Consider the following 18184-nt stretch of genomic DNA (forward strand, 5'->3'; position numbering starts at 1 on the left):
GGCTCAGCCGGGGAAGGACAGGTCCCGCACGGGCTTCTGGAGCTCCTGGGCGCGCCACGAGGAGCCCACGAGCAGGAACACGTCGTCCGCCGTCTCGGCGTAGAGCGCGCCGTCGTCGCCGGAGGAGATCCCCTGCAGCCCGGCCAGCGGGTTCAGCACGCGCGAGGTCCCGTCGAGGGAGACGACCTCCGGCCGCACCCGGTCCTCCGCGTCGGACGCCACGCGGGTGACCACCACACTGTCCTCGCCAGCCCAGAGCGCCAGGTCGGGCGGCACCTGGGTGGGCACCCGCACCGGCTCCGTGAGGGCGGTGGGCACGGCGTCGTCCCCTCGCACGACCCCGGCCACGCGCAGGGAGCGGTCGCCGCTGCCGTCGGTGACGACGAGGGCGGCCCGCGCCCCGCTGAAGCCCACGTGCAGGTCGACGATGCTCTCCCCTTCCTCGAGCCACGGGGCGCTGACCACGCGGCGCGGACCGGAGGCGTCCGCCGGCACGGCGTAGACGCGCGAGTCCGCCCCGCGGTCCACCGTCCAGGCCCAGCCGTGCGTGTCCATGCTGGGAGACGTGAGGGCGGAGCCCTGGAGGACGGCGGACCGACCGCCGTCCGCGATGGCGAGGTGCAGCGCTGTCCGGGACGGGTCCAGGAAGGCGAAACGGGTGCGGTCCCGGTCCATCGTCGGCTCCACGGGGCGCAGGTCGGAGACGTCGGGGACGCCCCCGACCGGCGAGACGGCCAGCCCCTGGAACAGCACCAGGTCGTCGGTCGCGGGGTCCACGCCGACCTGCACGGTCCCCGCGGACGCCTCCGTCAGCGCCGCCGGCGGCGCCGTGCCACCACTCGCCGGCGTCAGGGAGCGGCCGTCGACCATCACCTCCACACGCTCCACGCCCGTGACGCCCGTGAGGGTCAGCTCCAGCTGCTCCCGCATGCGGAACAGCTGTTCGGTGTCCGCCCCCTCCACGGTGGCCGGGGTGAGGTCGACCGATGCGACCCCGGCCTCCGACACCGGGACGGAGGGGCTCGAGAGGTCGCCGCCCGTGCGCAACGGGAAGGCCGTGTCGACGGCACCCGTGAGGTAGGGCGCCGGGCCGTGCAGGAGGGCGCGGGCGAGCGAGGTGACGGTGCCGCGGCGGTTGACGAACCAGCGGATGTCCGGGACCGCGTAGGTGCCGGTCTGGTCGTAGAAGTACAGGGCCTGGGGGGAGAAGAGCTGGGTGAACTGCGTGATGGACAGCAGCGTGCCGTCCGGCAGGGAGGTGATGCGCGGCTCGCCGCCCACCTCCTCCACGGTGACCTCCCAGCCCCGCGTGGTGCCGGTCGGCGCCTCGGTGCGCAGACCGTACTCGTCCACCTCCGCGGCCACCTCGAGCTGCAGCTCCCACGTCCCCTCGGTCTGGCCCCGGACCAGGGTGGGCTCGCCGGAGTACACGACGGTGGTGCGGGCGGGGTCCCACCCGTCCACGGCCTTGCCTCCCAGATGCTGGCGCGCGATCGCGTAGCCGTCCTCGGGTGCCGTCCCGGCCAGGACGAACCCCCGCACCACCTGCTCGGCCGAGGCTCCCTCGGCCGGGCCCGGCGGGTGGAACTGCGGCACGTCCTCCGGGCCGCCGCCGGTGTCCAGGGGGGCGCCGCTGCGCACCGCCGAGGACTGCGGCACCTGGGCGCAGCCCGAGAGGGCCAGCGTCAGCGCCAGGACGGCCGCCGCCGCGGCGGACCGGCGCCGACGGGGGGCGGGAGGAGAGGCGGGAGGGTTCATCCGAGCTCCTGTTCACGCGCGCGGTCGACGGCGCCCGGCGGGAGGTCCGCCCGGGGGGCCGGCTTCTCCTGGTGGTCCACGGGCACCGGAGCGTGCAGGTCGGCGGCCAGCCGGCGGTCGGCCAGGTCATACTCCGGCGGGATGGGCAGGGCCGCGCGACGCACGGGCGCCGGCTCGCCGCCCTCCCCCGCGGTCCGGATCCGGGGCACCGTGACCATGAACACCGAGCCCACGCCGAGCTCGCCCCAGGCCTCGAGCCGGCCGCCGTGGAGTCGGGTGTCCTCCATGGCGATGGCCAGGCCGAGTCCCGAGCCCCCCGTGGTCCGCTTCCGGGAGGGGTCGGCGCGCCAGAACCTGTCGAACACGCGCTGGACCTGCTCGGGGGTCATGCCGATGCCGCGGTCCACCACCGCCACGGACACCACCTCGGCGTCGGAGGCCACCAGGACGTCGACGGGCGCCCCCTCGGCGTGCTCGATCGCATTGTTCACGAGGTTGCGCAGGATGCGCTCGATCCGCCGCGGGTCGACGCTGGCCTGGTGCCCGGCGTCGTCCTCCGCGCGGAACGGCACGAGGTAGACCGGGACGCCGGCCTGCTCGGCCAGGGGCTGGGCGGTCAGCACCACGTCCCGGGCGAGCTCGAGCAGATCCGTGTCCTCGACGGCGAGCTGCGCGGCGCCGGCGTCGAACCGGGTGATCTCCAGCAGGTCCGCGAGCATCGTCTGGAAGCGGTCCACCTGGTGATAGAGGAGCTCGGTGGAGCGGCGGTTCACCGGGTCGAAGTCCTCGCGGGAGCCGTAGAGGACGTCGGCGGCCATCCGCACCGTGGTCAACGGCGTCCGCAGCTCGTGGGAGACGTCCGAGACGAACTGCTGCTGCATCCGGGAGAGCTGGGCCAGCTGGGTGATCTGCTCCTGGATGTTGTCCGCCATTCGGTTGAACGAGGTGCCCAGACGGGCCATCTCGTCCTCCCCGCGCACCGGCATCCGCACGGCGAGGTTGCCCCCCGAGAGCGACTCGGCCGCCGTGGCGGCCTGCTGGACCGGACGGACCACGCTGCGCGAGGCCCACCATGCCACGAGGGCGTTGACCACCAGGAAGCCGCTGCCGAACAGCAGCAGCACGCCGAGCACGGAGTCGAGGGACTGCTGGACGTCGGAGAGGTCGTACACCAGGTAGAGGGCGTACGAGGCGCCCGGAGGGAGCACCACCTGCGTGGCGAACACCAGCCCCGGACGCGTGGCGCCGCCCCCGTTGGGCAGCGCCACGGAGGCGTCGAACACGCCGGGGCCGGAGGCGACGGCCTCACGCAGGTCCTCGGGGATGACGTCCGGGTCCAGCCCCTGGGAGGAGACGGTGCCCACGTAGGTGGCGCCGGAGCCGGGCAGGGGCTCGAGGTGGAAGCGTCGCCGGATGGTGGTGCCGGTGTCGCCCTCGAGGGCGCGCATGGTCTGGCTCACCAGCGCGTCCGTGGTCTGCTCATCGGTCGAGGCAGCGGATGCGAAGGTGTCCTGGACGAGCGACAGGCCGCGGCGGGCCTCGGCCTCGATCTGCGCGTGGCGGGCGTCGAAGAGGGCCTGCGCCACCTGGTGGGTCAACAGGCCCGCGACGGCGAGGCTCGCCACAAGCGTCAGCAGTCCCGCGACGACGGCGGTGCGCAGCTGGAGCGAGCCTGTCCACCGGCGGCGGAGCCTGCGGTGCCACGGCTCAGGCGGGCCGGCCGCTGCGGGAGCGGCCGGCGCCGCGGTCTCCGCCGGCGCAGGGGCGTCGGGCGCGGCGGTCACCGCCTCAGCCCTGGCCGGCCTTGTAGCCGACGCCGCGGACGGTCAGCACCACCGTCGGGCTCTCCGGGTCCGGCTCGATCTTGGAGCGCAGCCGCTGGACGTGCACGTTGACGAGGCGAGTGTCCGCCTGGTGCCGGTAGCCCCAGACCTCCTCGAGGAGCATCTCGCGGGTGAACACCTGGCGGGGCCGGCGGGCGAGCGCCACGAGGAGGTCGAACTCCAGGGGGGTCAGGGCGATCGGCACCCCGCCACGGGTCACCTGGTGGCCGGCGACGTCGATCTCCACGTCCCCGATGCGCAGGGTCTCAGCCGGGCGGACCTCGCCCTCGCGCAGGCGCGCGCGCACGCGGGCCACGAGCTCAGCGGGCTTGAAGGGCTTGGGGACGTAGTCGTCCGCGCCGGACTCCAGGCCGCGGACCACGTCCTCCGTGTCCGACTTCGCGGTGAGCATGATGATCGGCACGTCGGACTCGGCGCGGATCTGGCGGCAGACCTCGAGCCCGTCGATGCCGGGGAGCATGAGGTCCAGGAGCACCAGGTCGGGGTGGGACGAGCGGAAGGCAGGCATGGCGGACGTGCCGTCGGCGGCGAACGAGACCTCGTAGTCGTCATTGCGCAGCACGATGCCGATCATCTCGGCGAGCGCCTCGTCGTCGTCGACCACCAGGATCCTGGCCCTGCTCATCCGCGTTCCTCCTCCATCGCCGCACGGCGCTCCCCCGTGTCCGGACGGGGGCTGTCCGGTCTGACCGGACACCACCGGATCGTAGTCCCCGCCCGGGCCGGCGCGGGCCCGTGACGCGGGTTCCACCGATCTCGTCACCGATTCGTGACCCGCGCCGCCCGGGGCGGGGGCGCCGCGCCCGGAGATCGTCGAGGTCCCCTGGCGCCCGGCGCTCAGCCGAGGAGCTCGCGGACCCGCGCCTCGAGCTCCTCGGCGTCCTGCCGCAGCCGCCGCAGGCCCGCGGCGGTGGCCGGACCGGCGTCGGCCAGGTCGAGCCCGGCGGCCAGCGCGGGGTCCAGGCCCAGCCGGTCCCATGTGCGCAGCAGCTCCGCCGGCCGCACGCCGCGCAGGGCGAGGCCGCGGCCGGCGTCGATCCAGCCCGCCACCACGTCCCACGCGCGCGGGGTGGCGGCCGGCGACCCGGCGGGCGGGCGCCCGTCCCGGCCCGGCGCGGCCGCCTCCAGGGCGCCCACGGACAGGGACAGGCGGACGGGTGGGGCGTCGTCGGCATGCGGCAGGGACTCAGTGGCCAGCAGCGCCAGGTCGACGACGACGGCCTCCCCCGCGTGCGGGTCCAGCCACAGCTGGTCCACGCCGGCGCCGACCAGGTCCTCGAACGTGTCCCGCCAGGCGGCGCGGGCCTCGTCCCGGGGCATCGAGCGCACCGTGCGGTAGCCACTGGCGGTGGCCAGCTCCCCGGCGAGCACGGCGGCGGCGAACGGCTCATCCACCACCACGCCCACCTGCGCGGCGCCCGTGGCCGCGCGCCACCGGTCGACCGCGGAGGCCAGCCCCTCCCGGTAGGAGCCGACGACGTCCCGGCGCGCCCCGGCGTCCACGAGCACGCGCTCCCCGCCGGGCAGCCACAGGGAGCCGAGCAGACTGAGCGGGCCCAGCACCCGGACTGCCAGCGGAACGGCGGTCAGCCCCTCGGCCCCCGCGGTGTCCGTCCACCGCAGCAGGTCCTCCCGCCAGAAGGACTGCGCCCGGCGGCGGTCCATGCCGGAGGACACGGCGGACGGCGGGCTCACGCGCCACCCGTGGGGCTGCAGGTCCACGGACAGCTCTGTCAGCAGCGCCGCGGACCGCCCTGCGGCGTCGGCGCCCGGACCGCGGTCCGGCAGCTCCGGGAGCACGGGTCGGTGCCTCTCCGTCAGCTCGCCGAGGGTGATGGTCACGGCCTCCGCCGCGTCCGCCCCCCGCCACGGGGTGCCGCCGAGGGCGCGCGGACGGGGCGTGCGAGGCAGGGCGGTCTCAGGCATCGGCGTCGACCTCGGCCGTGACGGTCTCATCGGCGGCGATCGCCCGGTGGTGGCGGATGACCTCGGCGATGATGAAGTTCAGGAACTTCTCGGCGAACTCCGGCTCGAGGTCGGCGTCGCGGGCCAGCGCGTGGAGCCGCTCGATCTGCGCGGACTCGCGCCCGGGGTCGGACGGCGGGAGGGCGTGACGCGCCTTGAGTCGGCCCACGCGCTGGGTGAACTTGAACCGCTCGGCCAGCAGGTACACCAGGGAGGCGTCGATGTTGTCGATGCTCCCGCGGATGGCGTAGAGCTCCTCGAGGACGTCGGAGTCGGCGGTGCCCGCCAGGGAGCTGGCGTGGGGGTCGTAGTCCGGGCTCATGGCCACACCCTACGCACCGGACCCGGCGGCCAGGCGGGCGTTGCGGGCGGTGTCGATCGTCGCCTGGCCCAGCACCCTCGTCCCGCGGTAGAGCACCGCGGACTGGCCCGGTGCGACCCCGCGCAGGGGGCGGGCCGGCTCGATCTCCCAGGCGACGGCACCCTCCCCCGCCTCGGTGGCGGGGACGCGATCGACGGGGGTGCGGACGACGCGCGCCCGGGCAGGGGCGATCTCCCCGTGGGCGCGGAACTGGAGCTCGCAGTCGAACCATGCACCGGTGGCGTCCTCGGCGAGCGGGGCACCTGCCCACGACGGGCGGATCGCCGTGATGCGGTCCACGTCGAGCAGCTCCCTGCCGCCGACCACCACGGTGTTCTCCTTGGGGCGCACCTCGAGCACGAAGCGGGGCCTCCCGTCCGGGGCGGGGCGGCCGATCGCCAGGCCCTTGCGCTGGCCCACGGTGTACGCCTGCGCGCCGGCGTGCCTGCCGAGCTCGACGCCGTCGGCGTCCACGATCGGCCCGGGCGCCAGCTCGATGCGCTCGGCGAGCCAGCCCCGGGTGTCGCCGTCCGGGATGAAGCAGATGTCGTGCGAGTCCGGCTTCTGCGCCACCGACAGCCCGCGCTCGGCGGCCTCGGCACGCACCAGGTCCTTCGACGGGGTGTCCGCAAGGGGGAAGAGGCAGTGCTCCAGCTGGTCCTCGCGCAGCACGGCGAGGACGTAGGACTGGTCCTTGGCGTCGTCGGCGGCGCGGTGCAGCTCCACCCGGCCGTCCGGTGCGCGGTCGACGCGCGCGTAGTGGCCGGTGGCGACGGCGTCGAACCCGAGCTCGAGCGCCCGGTCCAACAGGGCCTCGAACTTGATCTTCTCGTTGCAGCGCAGGCACGGATTGGGGGTGCGGCCGGCGGCGTACTCGGCCACGAAGTCGTCCACCACGTCCGCCTGGAACCGCTCGGAGAAGTCCCACGTGTAGAAGGGGATGCCGAGCACCTCGCACGCCCGCCACGCGTCCGAGGCGTCCTCGATGGTGCAGCAGCCCCGGGAGCCCGTGCGCAGCGTGCCCGGCATGCGGGACAGCGCCAGGTGCACCCCGACGACGTCGTGCCCCGCCTCGACGGCGCGGGCGGCGGCGACCGCGGAGTCCACTCCCCCGCTCATGGCGGCCAGGACCTTCATCGGCCATCCTCCCCCGTCGGCGCTGCGGCCGACCCGCCCGTCCGCAGCACCTGCGGCAGCCCGGCGAGCAGACGCTCGACGTCATCCTCGGTGGTGGTGTGCCCCAGGGTGAGGCGCTGCGTCCACCGGGCCCGCTCCCCCAGGCCCATGGCCTCGAGGACGTGGGACGGCTCCGCGACCCCCGCCGTGCACGCCGAGCCGGAGGACGTGTCGAATCCGGCCATGTCGCACCGGAACAGCAGGGCGTCGGCGCTGACCCCGTCCACCGTGACGTGCACGTTGCCCGGCAGCCGCCGCGTCCCGGCCGGCAGGCGCTCCCCCGTCAGCGGGTCGACGTCGCGGGCGCCGCTGACGCGCACCCCCGGGAAGCCCTCGACGGCGGCCAGCACCCGGTCCCGCAGCGCACCGAGCCGCTCCGCCTCGGCCGCGCGCCCGGCCACCGCCTCCTCGAGCGCGGCGGCGAGCGCGGCGGCCAGCGCCACGGACACGGTCCCGGAACGCAGCCGCCGCTCCTGGCCGCCACCGTGTGCCACAGGCTCCAGCGTCACGTCCCGCCGCACCAGCAGCGCCCCCACGCCGACGGGCGCGCCGAGCTTGTGGCCGGACAGGGCCAGCGTGGCCGCCCCCGCGTCGGCGAAGTCCACCTCCAGCGACCCCACGGCCTGCACCGCGTCGGTGTGGAACGGCACCCCGTGCTCCGCGGCCAGACGCGCGGCATCGACGACCGGCTGCACCGTCCCGACCTCGTTGTTGGCCCACATCAGGGTGGCCAGGGCCGTGCGCTCAGGGGCCTCTTCGAGGGCCGCCGCCCAGGCGTCCAGGTCGACGACGCCGTCGTCGTCCACGGGGACCAGCACGGACTCTGCGCCCTCGTGGGAGGCCAGCCAGGCGATCGTGTCCAGCACGGCGTGGTGCTCGATCCCCGTGTGGACGATCCGCGTGCGCGCCGGCTCCGCACGCCGCCGCGCCCGGTACAGCCCCTGCACCGCGAGGTTGTCCGCCTCGGTGCCGCCCGAGGTGAGCACCACCTCGGAGGGATGGGCGCCCATGGCCGCGGCGACGCGCTCGCGGGCCTGCTCGAGCACGAGCTTGGCGCGGCGCCCGGCGGCGTGGAGAGAGGCGGGATTGGCCCCGAGCGCGGCGGCCTCGGCGAACGCCGCGAGCGCCGCCGGGCGCACCGGCGTGGTGGCGGCGTGGTCCAGGAGGACGCGGTCGGTCGGCGGCATCCCCCCAGTCTAGGGAGGGAGCCCCCGGCGGCTCAGCCCTCGTCCAGGAACGCCTCCACCTCGCGGGTGGGCCCGATCAGCAGGAGTGTGTCCTCCGGGCCGACGACGTCGTGGCCCACCGGGTACCGCCAGGAGCCGGCGCCGCGCATCGCGGCCACCCGCACGCCGGTCTCCCCGGCCAGGCCCAGGCTGCGCAGGTCGCGGCCGTAGAGGCGGCGCGGCGCGGCCGCCCGCACCATGGCGAAGCCGTTCTCGACCGCCACGAAGTCCTGGAGCGAGTTGCTCACGAGGTGCGCCACGCGCCGGCCCATGTCCCGCTCGGGGTGGACCACGTGCTCGACGCCGAGCTGCCGGAGGATCTCCTCGTGGCGCTCGTCGTTGGCCTTGGCCCACAGGTGCTCGATCCCGAAGCGGATCATGAGGGAGGCGGCGAGGATGGAGTCGGCGAGGTCCCCGCCGATCGCGACGACGACGCGCTCCATCTCGTGCACGGCCAGCTGGCGCAGGGCCTCCTCGTCCGTGGCGTCGGCGCGCACCACGTGGGTGAGCCGGCCGTTGAGGTCCTGGACGGCGCGCTCGTCCGCGTCGACGCCGAGCACCTCGAAGCCGGACTCCATCAGCTCGAGGGCGACGCCGCGCCCGAACCGGCCGAGGCCGAGCACGGCCACGGGCGTGCGGGACCGGCCGCCGCGGCGGCCGGCGGGGAACAGGGAACGGGGGTGGTCAGCCAATGAGGGGCCTCTCCTTCGGATATTCAAAGTGTCGGGTGCGGGGGGTGAGGGCGAGACTGCCGGCCACGGTGGCCGGTCCGACGCGCCCGAGGAGCATGAGGACCATCAGGATCATCTGCCCGGCCGGGGGCAGCTGGGCGGTGATCCCGGTGGACAGGCCGACCGTGGCGAACGCGGAGACGGCCTCGAACAGGAGCTGGTCCGTGGTGAACGCGGTCATGCCCATGAGCATCGCGGTGGCCGTGACCACCACGAGCACGGAGAGCAGCACCACGGTGATGGCCTCGCGGTGGGTGGACCGGGACAGGCGCCGCCCGAACGCGTGGACCGCGCCCTGGCCCCGGATCTCGGTGAGGACGATGAAGAACAGCACCCCCGCCGTCGTGATCTTGATGCCGCCGGCGGTGCCCGCCGGGCCGGCGCCCAGGAACATGAGGACGTCCGTGGCCAGCAGCGTCACGGGGTGCATCTGCCCGTAGTCCAGGGAGTTGAAGCCGGCGGTGCGGGTGGTGACGGACTGGAAGAACGCCGCCAGGACGCGCTCGGCGGGCGGCAGGGCGCCGAGCGTGGCGGGGTTGGCCCACTCCAGGAGGAGGTACATGACCGTGCCCGCGGTCAGGAGCACCGCCGTGCCCACCAGGACGAGCCGCACCGTGAGCGACCACCGCTCGGGGTGGCGCCCGTGCCGCCGCAGCGCGGCCACCACCGGCAGGCCCAGGCCGCCGCTGATGATCGCCGCGGCGATCGGCAGGCACACGAGGGGGTCGCCGACGAACTCCATGAGGCTGGTGCTGAACAGCGCGAACCCGGCGTTGTTGAACGCGGACACGGCATGGAACACCCCGTTCCACAGGGCCCGGCCGGGGCTCATGCCGTACCCGAGGAGGAACCGCAGGGTGAGGGCGACGGCCACGAGCGACTCCACCAGCGTGGAGAACCCGACCACCGTGGCCAGGACCGAGCGCAGGTCGCCCAGCCCCGGGGCGCGGGTCGAGGCGGCGGTCCCCAGGCGCTGGGCCAGGTCCATGCGGTGCAGGACGACCAGCCCCAGCAGCGCTGTGAAGGTCATGACGCCGAGACCGCCGACCTTGATCAGGCCGAGAATCACGGCCTGGCCGAACCCCGTCCAGAACGTGGGGGTGTCCACCACGCCCAGCCCGGTGACGGTCGTGGCGCTCGTGGCGGTGAACGCGGCCTCCAGCAGGGTTGGGGCGCGGTCCTGCCACGCGATCGGCAGCAGCAGCAGAGCCGTGCCCAGGGCGATGGCCAGGACGAAGGACAGGACGATCAGCTGGGCGGGACGCAGTCGGCGTCGGCCGAGACGGGCGGGGCCGCCGGCGGAGGGGAGCACGGAGGGAGAACATACTCCTCCGTCGGGCCCGCGCACAGCCCCGCGCCGTGGAGGTCGTCGAGACCCGCCGCATCGCCGGCCCCCGGCCGCGCTACGGTGTCGGAATGCCCGTTCTGAGTGAGCACCCGTCGAGGACCGTGGGCGGGACCGCGCCCCGGCCGGCCGGCCCATGACCCCGCAGAGGACCCCGGACGGGGCGGCCGGGGACCCGCGCACGGCCTATGAGGTGCTCGGTGTGGCCCGCACGGCCTCCCCTGAGGAGCTCCGCCGCGCCTACCGCGCCGCCGCCCGCCGGACCCACCCCGACGCCGGCGGGGACGCCCGCGACTTCCGTGCCGTGGTCCGCGCCTGGGAGGCGGTCGGAGACCCCGACGCCCGACGCCGCTACGACCTGTCCCTGCCGCCGGAGCCGGTCCCCGGCCGCGCCGGGGGCTCCCGCCCCGGCGACGCCGGACGCGGCCCCCGCCGGAGGGGCGGGGCGGGCGGCGCCTCGCCGGCCGACGTCGTCTACGAGCCGGCCCCGGGCGAGGGCGAGGACGACGCCTCGGTGCTGGACCTGGTGCGCTCGAGCCAGCGCCTGCACGGCGCGCCGCGACCGCGCGGGGTGCTGCCGGACGAGCACCGCGTCCTCCGGCAGGCACGGACCCTGCAGCTGCTCTCCTCGGTGCTGCCGGAGGCGCTGCCGGCCTCCCGGATCCTCACCGGTGTACGCCTGGGCGGCCGCTGGGGCCGCACCCTGGACGTGGACCACGCGGTGCTGTGCGGCCGGCGGCTGGCCCTGGTGGGCTCCGTCATGGTCCCCGACGGGATCTACACATGGGACGGCGCGGACCTGCAGGCGGGGGCCCGGGCCCGCCCCGTGGCGCCGCCGCTGCTCGGTCCGGCGATGCAGGCCTGGCAGCACGCCCTGCCCGGGGTCACGGTGGGCGGGTTCGTGCTGGTCATGACGGACCGCGACGCGCGGCACTCCCCGGTGGTGCGCCACGCCCGCGGGGCGGACCGGCCCGAGGCCCAGGCCGACCTGCTCACGGCCCCGCCCGCGCCGGGCCAGGCGCTGCTGCGGGAGCTGCAGCTGTTCCTCGGGACAGGTCCCGATCCCCTCGTCGTGGACCGCCGGGTGCTGAGGACGCTCGTCGACCACCTGCACTGACGGGGAGGAGCCTGTCCCCTCGGCGGTCCGGGAGGGGCCGCGCACTACCATGGGCGGGTGCCCGAGAACCCCGCCGCCCGCGAGAACCCCCACGACCGCGCCGCGCCCGAGCCCGCCCCCGGGACCCCGGGCTTCCGGCTCCTGTTCCTGACTCCGGAGATCCCCGGCAACACGGGCAACGCGATCCGCCTGGCCTCCATCACGGGGGCGCAGCTGCACCTCGTGGAGCCGCTCGGCTTCGGCTTCGAGGACGCGCACCTGCGCCGGGCCGGACTCGACTACCACGACCTGGCGGTGGTCACGGTCCACCCGGACCTGGACACCGCGTTCGAGGTGCTGGGACCCGGCCGGGTGATCGCGTTCACCGCCCGCGGCCGGGTCCGCCATGACGCCGTGCGGTACCGCGCGGACGACATCCTCCTCTTCGGGCGCGAGTCCACCGGGCTGCCGCCCGAGGCCCTGGCCCACCCGAGGGTGTCGGAGACCGCCGCGCTGCCCATGCAGCCGGCCCGCCGCTCGCTGAACCTCGCCAACGCCGCCTCGATCGCGCTCTACGAGGCATGGCGCCAGCACGGCTTCGCCGGCGCCCAGCCGGTGGACACCGATTCCCTACACTGAGGTCACCATGCAGACTCCCGAACCCCACGTGATCCCCGAGGCCGAAGCCCCGGGCGCCCCGGCGGAGGCCCACCCCGGCGTCGACACCCTGCTGCGGGCCAGCGCCCGGGGCGACCGGGCCGCGTTCTCCGCGTTCTACGACGCCACCGTCCCGTGGGTGCACGGGATGGCCGTCGCGATGTCCCCCTCCGAGGACGACGCCGCGGACGCCACCCTGCAGACGTACCTGACGGCATGGGAAGAGGCGGGCGAGGCCGAGCTCGACCTCAGCGACCAGGACGACGCCGCCGAACGGGAGCGCCGCGTGTTCGCGTGGCTCGGGGCCCTGGGTCACCGCGTCATGGCGGGCCGTATGCGCGCATCCGGGCGCCGCGCCGCCCGGTCCCGGGTGGGCGGGCCCGCGCAGCCGCCGGCCGAACTGGTCGGGACGGTGGACCCGGCGGCGTTCGAGGCCGTCCGTCTGGCCTGGCTGGGCGGTTTCACGGAGGCGCAGGTGTCCGAGGCGCTCGACCGTCCTCGGGACGAGACCCGGACGCTGCTGCGAGACGGCGTGCAGCAGCTGGTGGCCGCGCGTCGCATGGCCCACGCGGACGGCGAGGCGCCGGCCGCCTCTCCCACCGACGCAGGCCGCCTGGCACTGGGCTCCTCCGTGGCCGAGGACGTGGACGCCGGGCGGGGCGCGGAGCTCGCCGACCTCTCGGCCCTGCACACCCTCGACGTCGCCGACCACACCGCGGCCGCCGGGGCCGCTCAGGCCCGCGGCGCGGGTGAACTGGCCCGCTGGCGCACCCGGGTGGACGCCGGCCGCCGTGCGGTGGCGTGGGCCTTCCGGGACGTGGTGGCCGAGCCCCCGTCCGCCCTGCTGGACACCCTCCTCGCGCGCCTGCCCGCCCAGGACGAGGGGCTGGCCCTGGTGGCGGAGCGCCGGGCCCCGCGCGGCCCCGTGGACCGCCTGCGCGCCCTGAAGATCGCCCTGCTGGCCCTGCTGGCCCTCGCCGTGCTGGCCGTGGGCCTCTACGCGGCGTGGAGCCAGTTCTCCGCGGACGGCATCGCGCACCGCGTGCGGGAGGCGGACGACCTCTACACCACGACCGAGTACCCGGCCACCGGGGGCGGCGTGATGCAGGGCTTCCTCTCCGCCGAGGAGAACAGCGGCTACGTCCGGGTGGACGGCATGCCCCAGCTGGAGAAGGGCCGGACCTATCAGGTGTGGCTCTACCCCCAGGACGGCTCGGCGCCCTCCTCCCTGGGCACCTACAGGGCGGACGAGTTCGGGGAGCCGATCTCCTTCCGCGGGCTGGACCGGTTCGCGGCCGTCAGCATGACCGAGGAGCCCGCCGGCGGCTCCGCAGAGCCCACCGCGGAGGACCTGCTGCTCGGCCTCGACCTGCATCCGACGTCCACCACCGGGCCGCAGTACGGCGGCAAGCCCTCCGGCAGCTGACCCTCCCCCCTCCCGACGACGGGTCCCACCCCGGTGGGACCCGTCGTCGTCGGAGCCGTGGGGCGGGTTCCCGTCAGAAGCCCGCGATGGTCCCCTCGCCGTTGACGGTGACCAGGTGGAACGCCTCGGCCGAGCCCTCGGGCGCACCCGGGCCGGCCGCGGTGAGGTGGCGCTGCCGCAGCATGGCCCGCACGGCGGACCGCATGGCCTCGGCGTCCGGGTGCTGGGAGACGTGGGCGTCCAGGGCCCGGATCTTGAGGTCCTCGAGACCGGACACGTCCACGGCGAGGTTCCGGCGGGCCGCGGGCGCCGCGTAGAGCATCAGGTGCCGGATCCGGAACGCGGCCAGGCCGCCCGCGGCCAGCTCCGGGTAGGCGTACGGGTTCTCCACGGCCGGGTACGCGGCCCGCACCACCGCCTCGCCGCAGGCCAGGTGGTCCGGGTGGGCGGCCTGCATCGACTCCCAGTCCCGCTCCGGGTGGGGGCTGAGCACGACGTCGGGGCGCACCCGGCGCATCAGCTCCACGATCCGGCGGCGCACCTCGTGGGTCAGCTCGAGGTGCCCGTCCCGCTCGCCGAGGAAATGCACCTCGGCCGCGCCGACGGTGGCCGCGGCGGCCCGCTGCTCCGCGTGCCGCCGCGCGGTCATGGCCTCGGGCCCGTCCGAGTCGAACCCGCCGGCGTCCCCGTCGGTCACCACGCACAGCTCCACCCGCAGACCCGCGGCGGCGAACCCGGCGAGGGTCGCGGCGGCCCCGAAGTCGAGGTCGTCCGGATGGGCGCCGAAGGCCAGGACGGTGCGCCAGCCGTGCTCGGCGGCCAGGGCGGCCGGCGTGCGCAGCGGCCCGGCGGCGGCATGCTCCGCGGTCACCGACCGGACTCCATCGCTCCGAGGGTCACGTCCGCGGTGGCCTCCTGACCGTCCCGGGTGTAGTGCACCGTGACGGTGTCCTGCGCGCGGTGCTCCCGCACCACCGCGGTGAGGGACTGGGTGTCGGAGACGGTGCGGTCGCTCACGGCCGTGATCACGTCCCCCTCCTGCAGGCCGGCGGCCGCCGCCGGGGACCCCTCGGTGACGGTCTCGACCCGGGCGCCGTCGCTGAACACGGTGCGGGCGGCCTCGTCACCGCCCTGCACGTCCGCCGGCTGGGGCGTCACGGCCACGCCGAGCAGGCCGTGGGACGCCGACCCCTCCCTGATCAGGTCCTCGGCCACCCGCCGGGCGTAGTCCACCGGGATGGCGAAGCCCACGCCGATGTTCCCCGAATCCTGGCCGCCGGCGGAGGCGATGGCCACGTTCACGCCCACCAGCTCGCCACGGCTGTTGACGAGGGCGCCGCCGGAGTTGCCGGGATTGATGGCCGCGTCCGTCTGGAGGACGTTGATGTAGATGTCCTGCTGCGGGGTGGGCGCGGGGGCGCCGGGCACCTCGAACCGGAAGCGCTCGCCGCCCGGGGCGGCGGAGGCCTCGGCCTCCTCGGGCGCGGCGGCCGAGGCCACCGCGATCGTCCGGTCGAGGGTGGAGACGATGCCGTCGGTGACGGTGTTCGGCAGGCCCAGCGGCGCGCCGATGGCGATGGCGTCGTCGCCCACCCTGAGGTCCGCCGAGGAGCCGAGGGCGATGGGCGTCAGCCCCTGCGCGTCCACCTTGATGACCGCCAGGTCGGACACGGGGTCCGTGCCCACCACGGTGGCGGCGTAGACCTCGCCGTCCGCGGTCCGCACGGTGATGTCGGCGTCCGCCGTGGCCCCGCCCAGGGTGACCACGTGCGTGTTGGTGAGGATGTGGCCACGGTCGTCGATGATCGAGCCCGAACCCGAGCCGGAGCCCTGGCCGGAGGTCGCGGAGATGGTCACCACGGAGGGCAGGGCCGTGGCCGCCGCCTGACCCACCGCGTTGTCGGAGACCGGCTGGCTGCCGACGGTGGCGGCGGCGGAACCGGGCCCCTGCCCGTCCGGAGACGTCGTCGGCGCGCCGGATGCTGCGGCGGCGGCGTCCGGGCCCGGAGCGGCCGCGCCGCAGCCGGCCAGGGACAGGGCGAGCACCGCGGCGACGAGCGCACCCCCGGCGGAGCGCGGGCGGAGGCGGGAGGCATGGGCGAGGCGGCCGACGCCGGACGGAGTGGTGTGCTGCACGGGGTTCCTCTGTTCCTCTCGACGGGGAGGACCGAGCGGCTCGGCCCACCGGGCCGGGCGCCCGTGTCCTCCCGGGGTCCGCCACCATGGTGGGCGACGTTCCTGGACGACCGCTGGACGTCTCCCGTATGGCGGGTGACCGCGTGCCGCACCCGCCCGTGGGGCGGACCTGGTGCGCCGCTCGGGGCGATGCCTAGACTCGGCGCAGGATCCCGCGGGGTGCGCATCGGCCGACCGGACGCCGCCCCGCTCCATGTCACCGATCGGAGCACCCCATGGCCCACCCCGCCGCACGCACGACTCCCGCACGGCTCAGCCGCGCCGTCCTGGTGGGCGGCACCGTGGGCTCGACGCTCGTGCTGGCGCCGGTGGCGTCCGCCGTCGTCGACGTGCCGCCGGGGACGTTCGTGGTGGACGAGGCGGGGGTGCTCTCCTCCGCCGAGGAGCAGCAGCTGAGCCAGGAGATCACCCGCCTGCGCACCCAGGCGGGGCAGAACCTGTACGTGGTGTACGTGGACGAGCATCCGGACGGCATCCGCGGGATCGTGCAGGACGTGGCGAACTCGCGCGGCCTGTCCGCCAATGACAACGTCCTGGCCATCGAGGTGGAGCAGCGCCGCTACGGACTCAACACGAACGAGCGCCTGGACCCCGCCGAGGACGTCATCGACGGCTCGTACGTCAACCCGCTGTTCCAGCAGGTGGGCACAACGGACGACTGGCTCGCCCCCGCCGTGGCCGCCGTCGAGGGTCTCGACGACGCCGCGGACGGCCGCATGGACGGCCGCGGGCGCACGGGCGAGACCTACGATCCCGCGGGCGCGCTGCCCGGCGCCGCGGGCACGGACCAGGCCCCGGGCGACGGTGCGGGCGGCGCCCTGACCGGGGCCCTCGGCGCGGCGGCGCTGGCGGCGGCCGTGGGCGGCGGAGTGATGGTGGCCCGGAGCCGGAAGAGGGACAAGGGCCGCGACGGGCACCTCCCCGCGCAGCAGCAGGCCCCGGCGGGCCCTCAGGATCCGCTGGACGCCATGACCGTCGAGGAGCTGCGCACCAAGGCGGGGGCCAAGCTCGTGGCCGCGGACGACGCGATCCGCTCCTCCGAGCAGGAGCTGGGCTTCGCCATGGCCTCCTACGGCGAGGACTCTGTCCGCACGTTCCGCGAGGACATCGACGCGGCCAAGGAGCACATGAAGGCGTCCTTCCAACTGCAGCACCAGCTGGACGACCACATCCCGGACACCGAGGAGGACCAGCGCGCCTGGCTCAAGGAGATCATCGCACGCTCGGACCAGGTGGGCGCCGCGCTGGCCGTCCACCAGGAGGAGTTCGACTCCCTCCGCGACCTGGAGAACTCCGTCCCGCAGGCCCTCGCCGAGCTCGAGGGCCGCCTGCCCGAGGCCGAGTCCACGGTGCGCCGCGCGGAGGAGACCCTCGTGGACCTGCACGCCCGGTACGCGGACTCCGCCCTGGCCGAGGTGAACGACAACGCCGTGCAGGCGCGCGAGCGCCTCGAGTTCGTCAAGACGGCGGAGGCCAAGGCCCGCACCGCACTGGAGTCCGGGGACCGGTCCACCGCCGCCCTGGCCGTGCGCGCCGCCGAGCAGTCCCTGGCGCAGGTCCGGACGCTCACCGAGGCCGTGGCCAAGGCCGGCGGGACGCTGACGACCCTCACCGCGAACGTGCAGACGGGCATCGCCCAGTCGGAGCAGGACCTGGCCGAGGCGGAGGCCCTCCTGGCCGCCGGCCGCAGCCCCGAGCTGGCGGGCCCCGTGGGCGGCATGAGGCAGACGCTGACCACCGTGCGCGCGGAGCTGCAGTCCGGCCGTCCGGACCCGCTGGACCTGCTCCACCGCCTGGAGGCCGCGCATCGTCAGCTGAACACGCCTCTGAGCGGCGTCCGCGACGCGCGGGAGCAGGCCCGCCAGGCCGAGCAGATGCTCTCGGCGGCCATCTCCCAGGCCCAGGCGCAGATCGACGGCACCGCCGACTTCATCGGCGCCCGTCGCGGCGCGGTGGGCTCCGAGGCGCGCACCCGTCTGGCCGAAGCGGACCGGTCCCTGCAGACCGCCATGTCGCTGCGCTCGTCCGATCCGGTCGCCGCGCTCGAGCACGCCCAGCGCGCCTCCCAGCTGGCGGACCGGGCGAGTGAACGCGCCCAGGAGGACGTGGCCGGCTTCGGCTACGGCGGCATGGGCGGCTACGGGGGCTCCCCCTTCGGGGGCCCGGTGGTGGTCCAGCGCGGCGGCATGGGCGGCGGCTTCGCCGGCGGCCTCGGCGGCGCCCTGCTCGGCGGCATCCTGATGAACTCGATGCTCGGCGGCGGCCACGGCGGCAGCGACTGGGGCGGCGGCGGCTTCGGCGGATTCGACGGCGGCGGCCTCGGCGGGGGCGACTTCGGCGACTTCGGCGACTTCAGCGGCGGAGGCTTCTGACCCACCCACCCACCCACAGACCACCGGTGCT

15 protein-coding genes are annotated in these 18184 nt (G+C 75.6%); 4 read left to right on the forward strand and 11 right to left on the reverse strand.

The window, feature by feature from the left end; translation table 11 throughout:
• Positions 1 to 3: 3 nt before the first annotated feature.
• The 9 genes from MA879_RS08730 to MA879_RS08770 form a co-directional block, all read right to left on the reverse strand.
• Positions 4 to 1758, reverse strand: coding sequence for an LpqB family beta-propeller domain-containing protein (locus MA879_RS08730; RefSeq protein ID WP_248125230.1), 1755 nt, complete (start codon positions 1756 to 1758; stop codon positions 4 to 6).
• On the reverse strand, positions 1755 to 3542 hold the full coding sequence (gene mtrB / locus MA879_RS08735) for an MtrAB system histidine kinase MtrB (RefSeq protein ID WP_248125238.1): 1788 nt from the start codon (positions 3540 to 3542) through the stop codon (positions 1755 to 1757). Before mtrB ends, MA879_RS08730 begins: the two co-directional genes overlap by 4 nt.
• 4 nt (positions 3543 to 3546) lie before the next feature.
• Complete coding sequence (gene mtrA / locus MA879_RS08740; RefSeq protein WP_248125246.1) at positions 3547 to 4227, reverse strand: MtrAB system response regulator MtrA; 681 nt, start codon at positions 4225 to 4227, stop codon at positions 3547 to 3549.
• A gap of 212 nt (positions 4228 to 4439) precedes the next feature.
• Positions 4440 to 5528, reverse strand: coding sequence for a hypothetical protein (locus MA879_RS08745; RefSeq protein ID WP_248125248.1), 1089 nt, complete (start codon positions 5526 to 5528; stop codon positions 4440 to 4442).
• Positions 5521 to 5889, reverse strand: a complete 369-nt coding sequence (locus MA879_RS08750; protein ID WP_248125250.1) for a chorismate mutase — start codon at positions 5887 to 5889, stop codon at positions 5521 to 5523. Before MA879_RS08750 ends, MA879_RS08745 begins: the two co-directional genes overlap by 8 nt.
• A gap of 9 nt (positions 5890 to 5898) precedes the next feature.
• The gene (mnmA, locus tag MA879_RS08755; protein ID WP_248125251.1) at positions 5899 to 7065 is read right to left on the reverse strand and encodes a tRNA 2-thiouridine(34) synthase MnmA; all 1167 of its coding nucleotides are present in this window, start codon (positions 7063 to 7065) and stop codon (positions 5899 to 5901) included.
• Positions 7062 to 8291, reverse strand: a complete 1230-nt coding sequence (locus tag MA879_RS08760; RefSeq protein WP_248125252.1) for a cysteine desulfurase family protein — start codon at positions 8289 to 8291, stop codon at positions 7062 to 7064. Before MA879_RS08760 ends, mnmA begins: the two co-directional genes overlap by 4 nt.
• A 32-nt stretch (positions 8292 to 8323) precedes the next feature.
• Positions 8324 to 9022 carry a potassium channel family protein gene (locus MA879_RS08765; protein ID WP_248125253.1) on the reverse strand — a complete coding sequence of 233 codons (699 nt, stop codon included), beginning with the start codon at positions 9020 to 9022 and terminating at the stop codon, positions 8324 to 8326.
• The gene (locus tag MA879_RS08770) at positions 9015 to 10373 is read right to left on the reverse strand and encodes a TrkH family potassium uptake protein (RefSeq protein ID WP_248125254.1); all 1359 of its coding nucleotides are present in this window, start codon (positions 10371 to 10373) and stop codon (positions 9015 to 9017) included. The genes MA879_RS08765 and MA879_RS08770 overlap by 8 nt, the downstream gene beginning before the upstream one ends.
• A 169-nt stretch (positions 10374 to 10542) precedes the next feature.
• Between MA879_RS08770 and MA879_RS08775 the strand changes: the two genes are divergently transcribed.
• The 3 genes from MA879_RS08775 to MA879_RS08785 all read left to right on the forward strand — a co-directional run bounded on the left by MA879_RS08775 (position 10543) and on the right by MA879_RS08785 (position 13585).
• A complete protein-coding gene (locus MA879_RS08775; protein ID WP_248125255.1) occupies positions 10543 to 11523 on the forward strand; it encodes a J domain-containing protein in 981 nt (326 codons plus the stop codon).
• A gap of 141 nt (positions 11524 to 11664) precedes the next feature.
• Positions 11665 to 12141, forward strand: coding sequence for a tRNA (cytidine(34)-2'-O)-methyltransferase (locus tag MA879_RS08780; RefSeq protein WP_248125300.1), 477 nt, complete (start codon positions 11665 to 11667; stop codon positions 12139 to 12141).
• A 7-nt stretch (positions 12142 to 12148) separates the two neighbouring features.
• The gene (locus tag MA879_RS08785; protein WP_248125256.1) at positions 12149 to 13585 is read left to right on the forward strand and encodes an anti-sigma factor domain-containing protein; all 1437 of its coding nucleotides are present in this window, start codon (positions 12149 to 12151) and stop codon (positions 13583 to 13585) included.
• Positions 13586 to 13658: 73 nt separating this feature from the next.
• Here MA879_RS08785 and MA879_RS08790 read toward each other — a convergent pair whose 3' ends face one another.
• Both MA879_RS08790 and MA879_RS08795 read right to left on the reverse strand, forming a co-directional pair.
• Positions 13659 to 14456: a PIG-L deacetylase family protein gene (locus MA879_RS08790; protein WP_418001236.1), complete on the reverse strand. Its 798-nt coding sequence runs from the start codon at positions 14454 to 14456 to the stop codon at positions 13659 to 13661.
• On the reverse strand, positions 14453 to 15721 hold the full coding sequence (locus MA879_RS08795; protein ID WP_248125258.1) for a S1C family serine protease: 1269 nt from the start codon (positions 15719 to 15721) through the stop codon (positions 14453 to 14455). The genes MA879_RS08790 and MA879_RS08795 overlap by 4 nt, the downstream gene beginning before the upstream one ends.
• 275 nt (positions 15722 to 15996) lie before the next feature.
• On the opposite strand from MA879_RS08795, the gene MA879_RS12425 reads away from it, so the two are divergent.
• Positions 15997 to 18153 (forward strand): TPM domain-containing protein, encoded by a 2157-nt coding sequence (locus tag MA879_RS12425; protein ID WP_282447767.1) that lies wholly within the window; start codon positions 15997 to 15999, stop codon positions 18151 to 18153.
• Positions 18154 to 18184: the final 31 nt, after the last annotated feature.

It is taken from the genome of Micrococcus lacusdianchii, assembly GCF_023155805.1.
GTDB classification, from domain to species: domain Bacteria; phylum Actinomycetota; class Actinomycetes; order Actinomycetales; family Micrococcaceae; genus Micrococcus; species Micrococcus lacusdianchii.

What these genes read in the sequence shown, in the direction of transcription:
- MA879_RS12425 (WP_282447767.1), top strand. Translation starts at nt 15,997, where the DNA reads ATGGCCCACCCCGCCGCACGCACGACTCCCGCACGGCTCAGCCGCGCC.
- MA879_RS08785 (WP_248125256.1), top strand. Translation starts at nt 12,149, where the DNA reads ATGCAGACTCCCGAACCCCACGTGATCCCCGAGGCCGAAGCCCCGGGC.
- MA879_RS08750 (WP_248125250.1), bottom strand. Translation starts at nt 5,889, where the DNA reads ATGAGCCCGGACTACGACCCCCACGCCAGCTCCCTGGCGGGCACCGCC.
- mtrA (WP_248125246.1), bottom strand. Translation starts at nt 4,227, where the DNA reads ATGAGCAGGGCCAGGATCCTGGTGGTCGACGACGACGAGGCGCTCGCC.
- MA879_RS08760 (WP_248125252.1), bottom strand. Translation starts at nt 8,291, where the DNA reads ATGCCGCCGACCGACCGCGTCCTCCTGGACCACGCCGCCACCACGCCG.
- MA879_RS08775 (WP_248125255.1), top strand. Translation starts at nt 10,543, where the DNA reads ATGACCCCGCAGAGGACCCCGGACGGGGCGGCCGGGGACCCGCGCACG.
- mnmA (WP_248125251.1), bottom strand. Translation starts at nt 7,065, where the DNA reads ATGAAGGTCCTGGCCGCCATGAGCGGGGGAGTGGACTCCGCGGTCGCC.
- MA879_RS08730 (WP_248125230.1), bottom strand. Translation starts at nt 1,758, where the DNA reads ATGAACCCTCCCGCCTCTCCTCCCGCCCCCCGTCGGCGCCGGTCCGCC.
- MA879_RS08745 (WP_248125248.1), bottom strand. Translation starts at nt 5,528, where the DNA reads ATGCCTGAGACCGCCCTGCCTCGCACGCCCCGTCCGCGCGCCCTCGGC.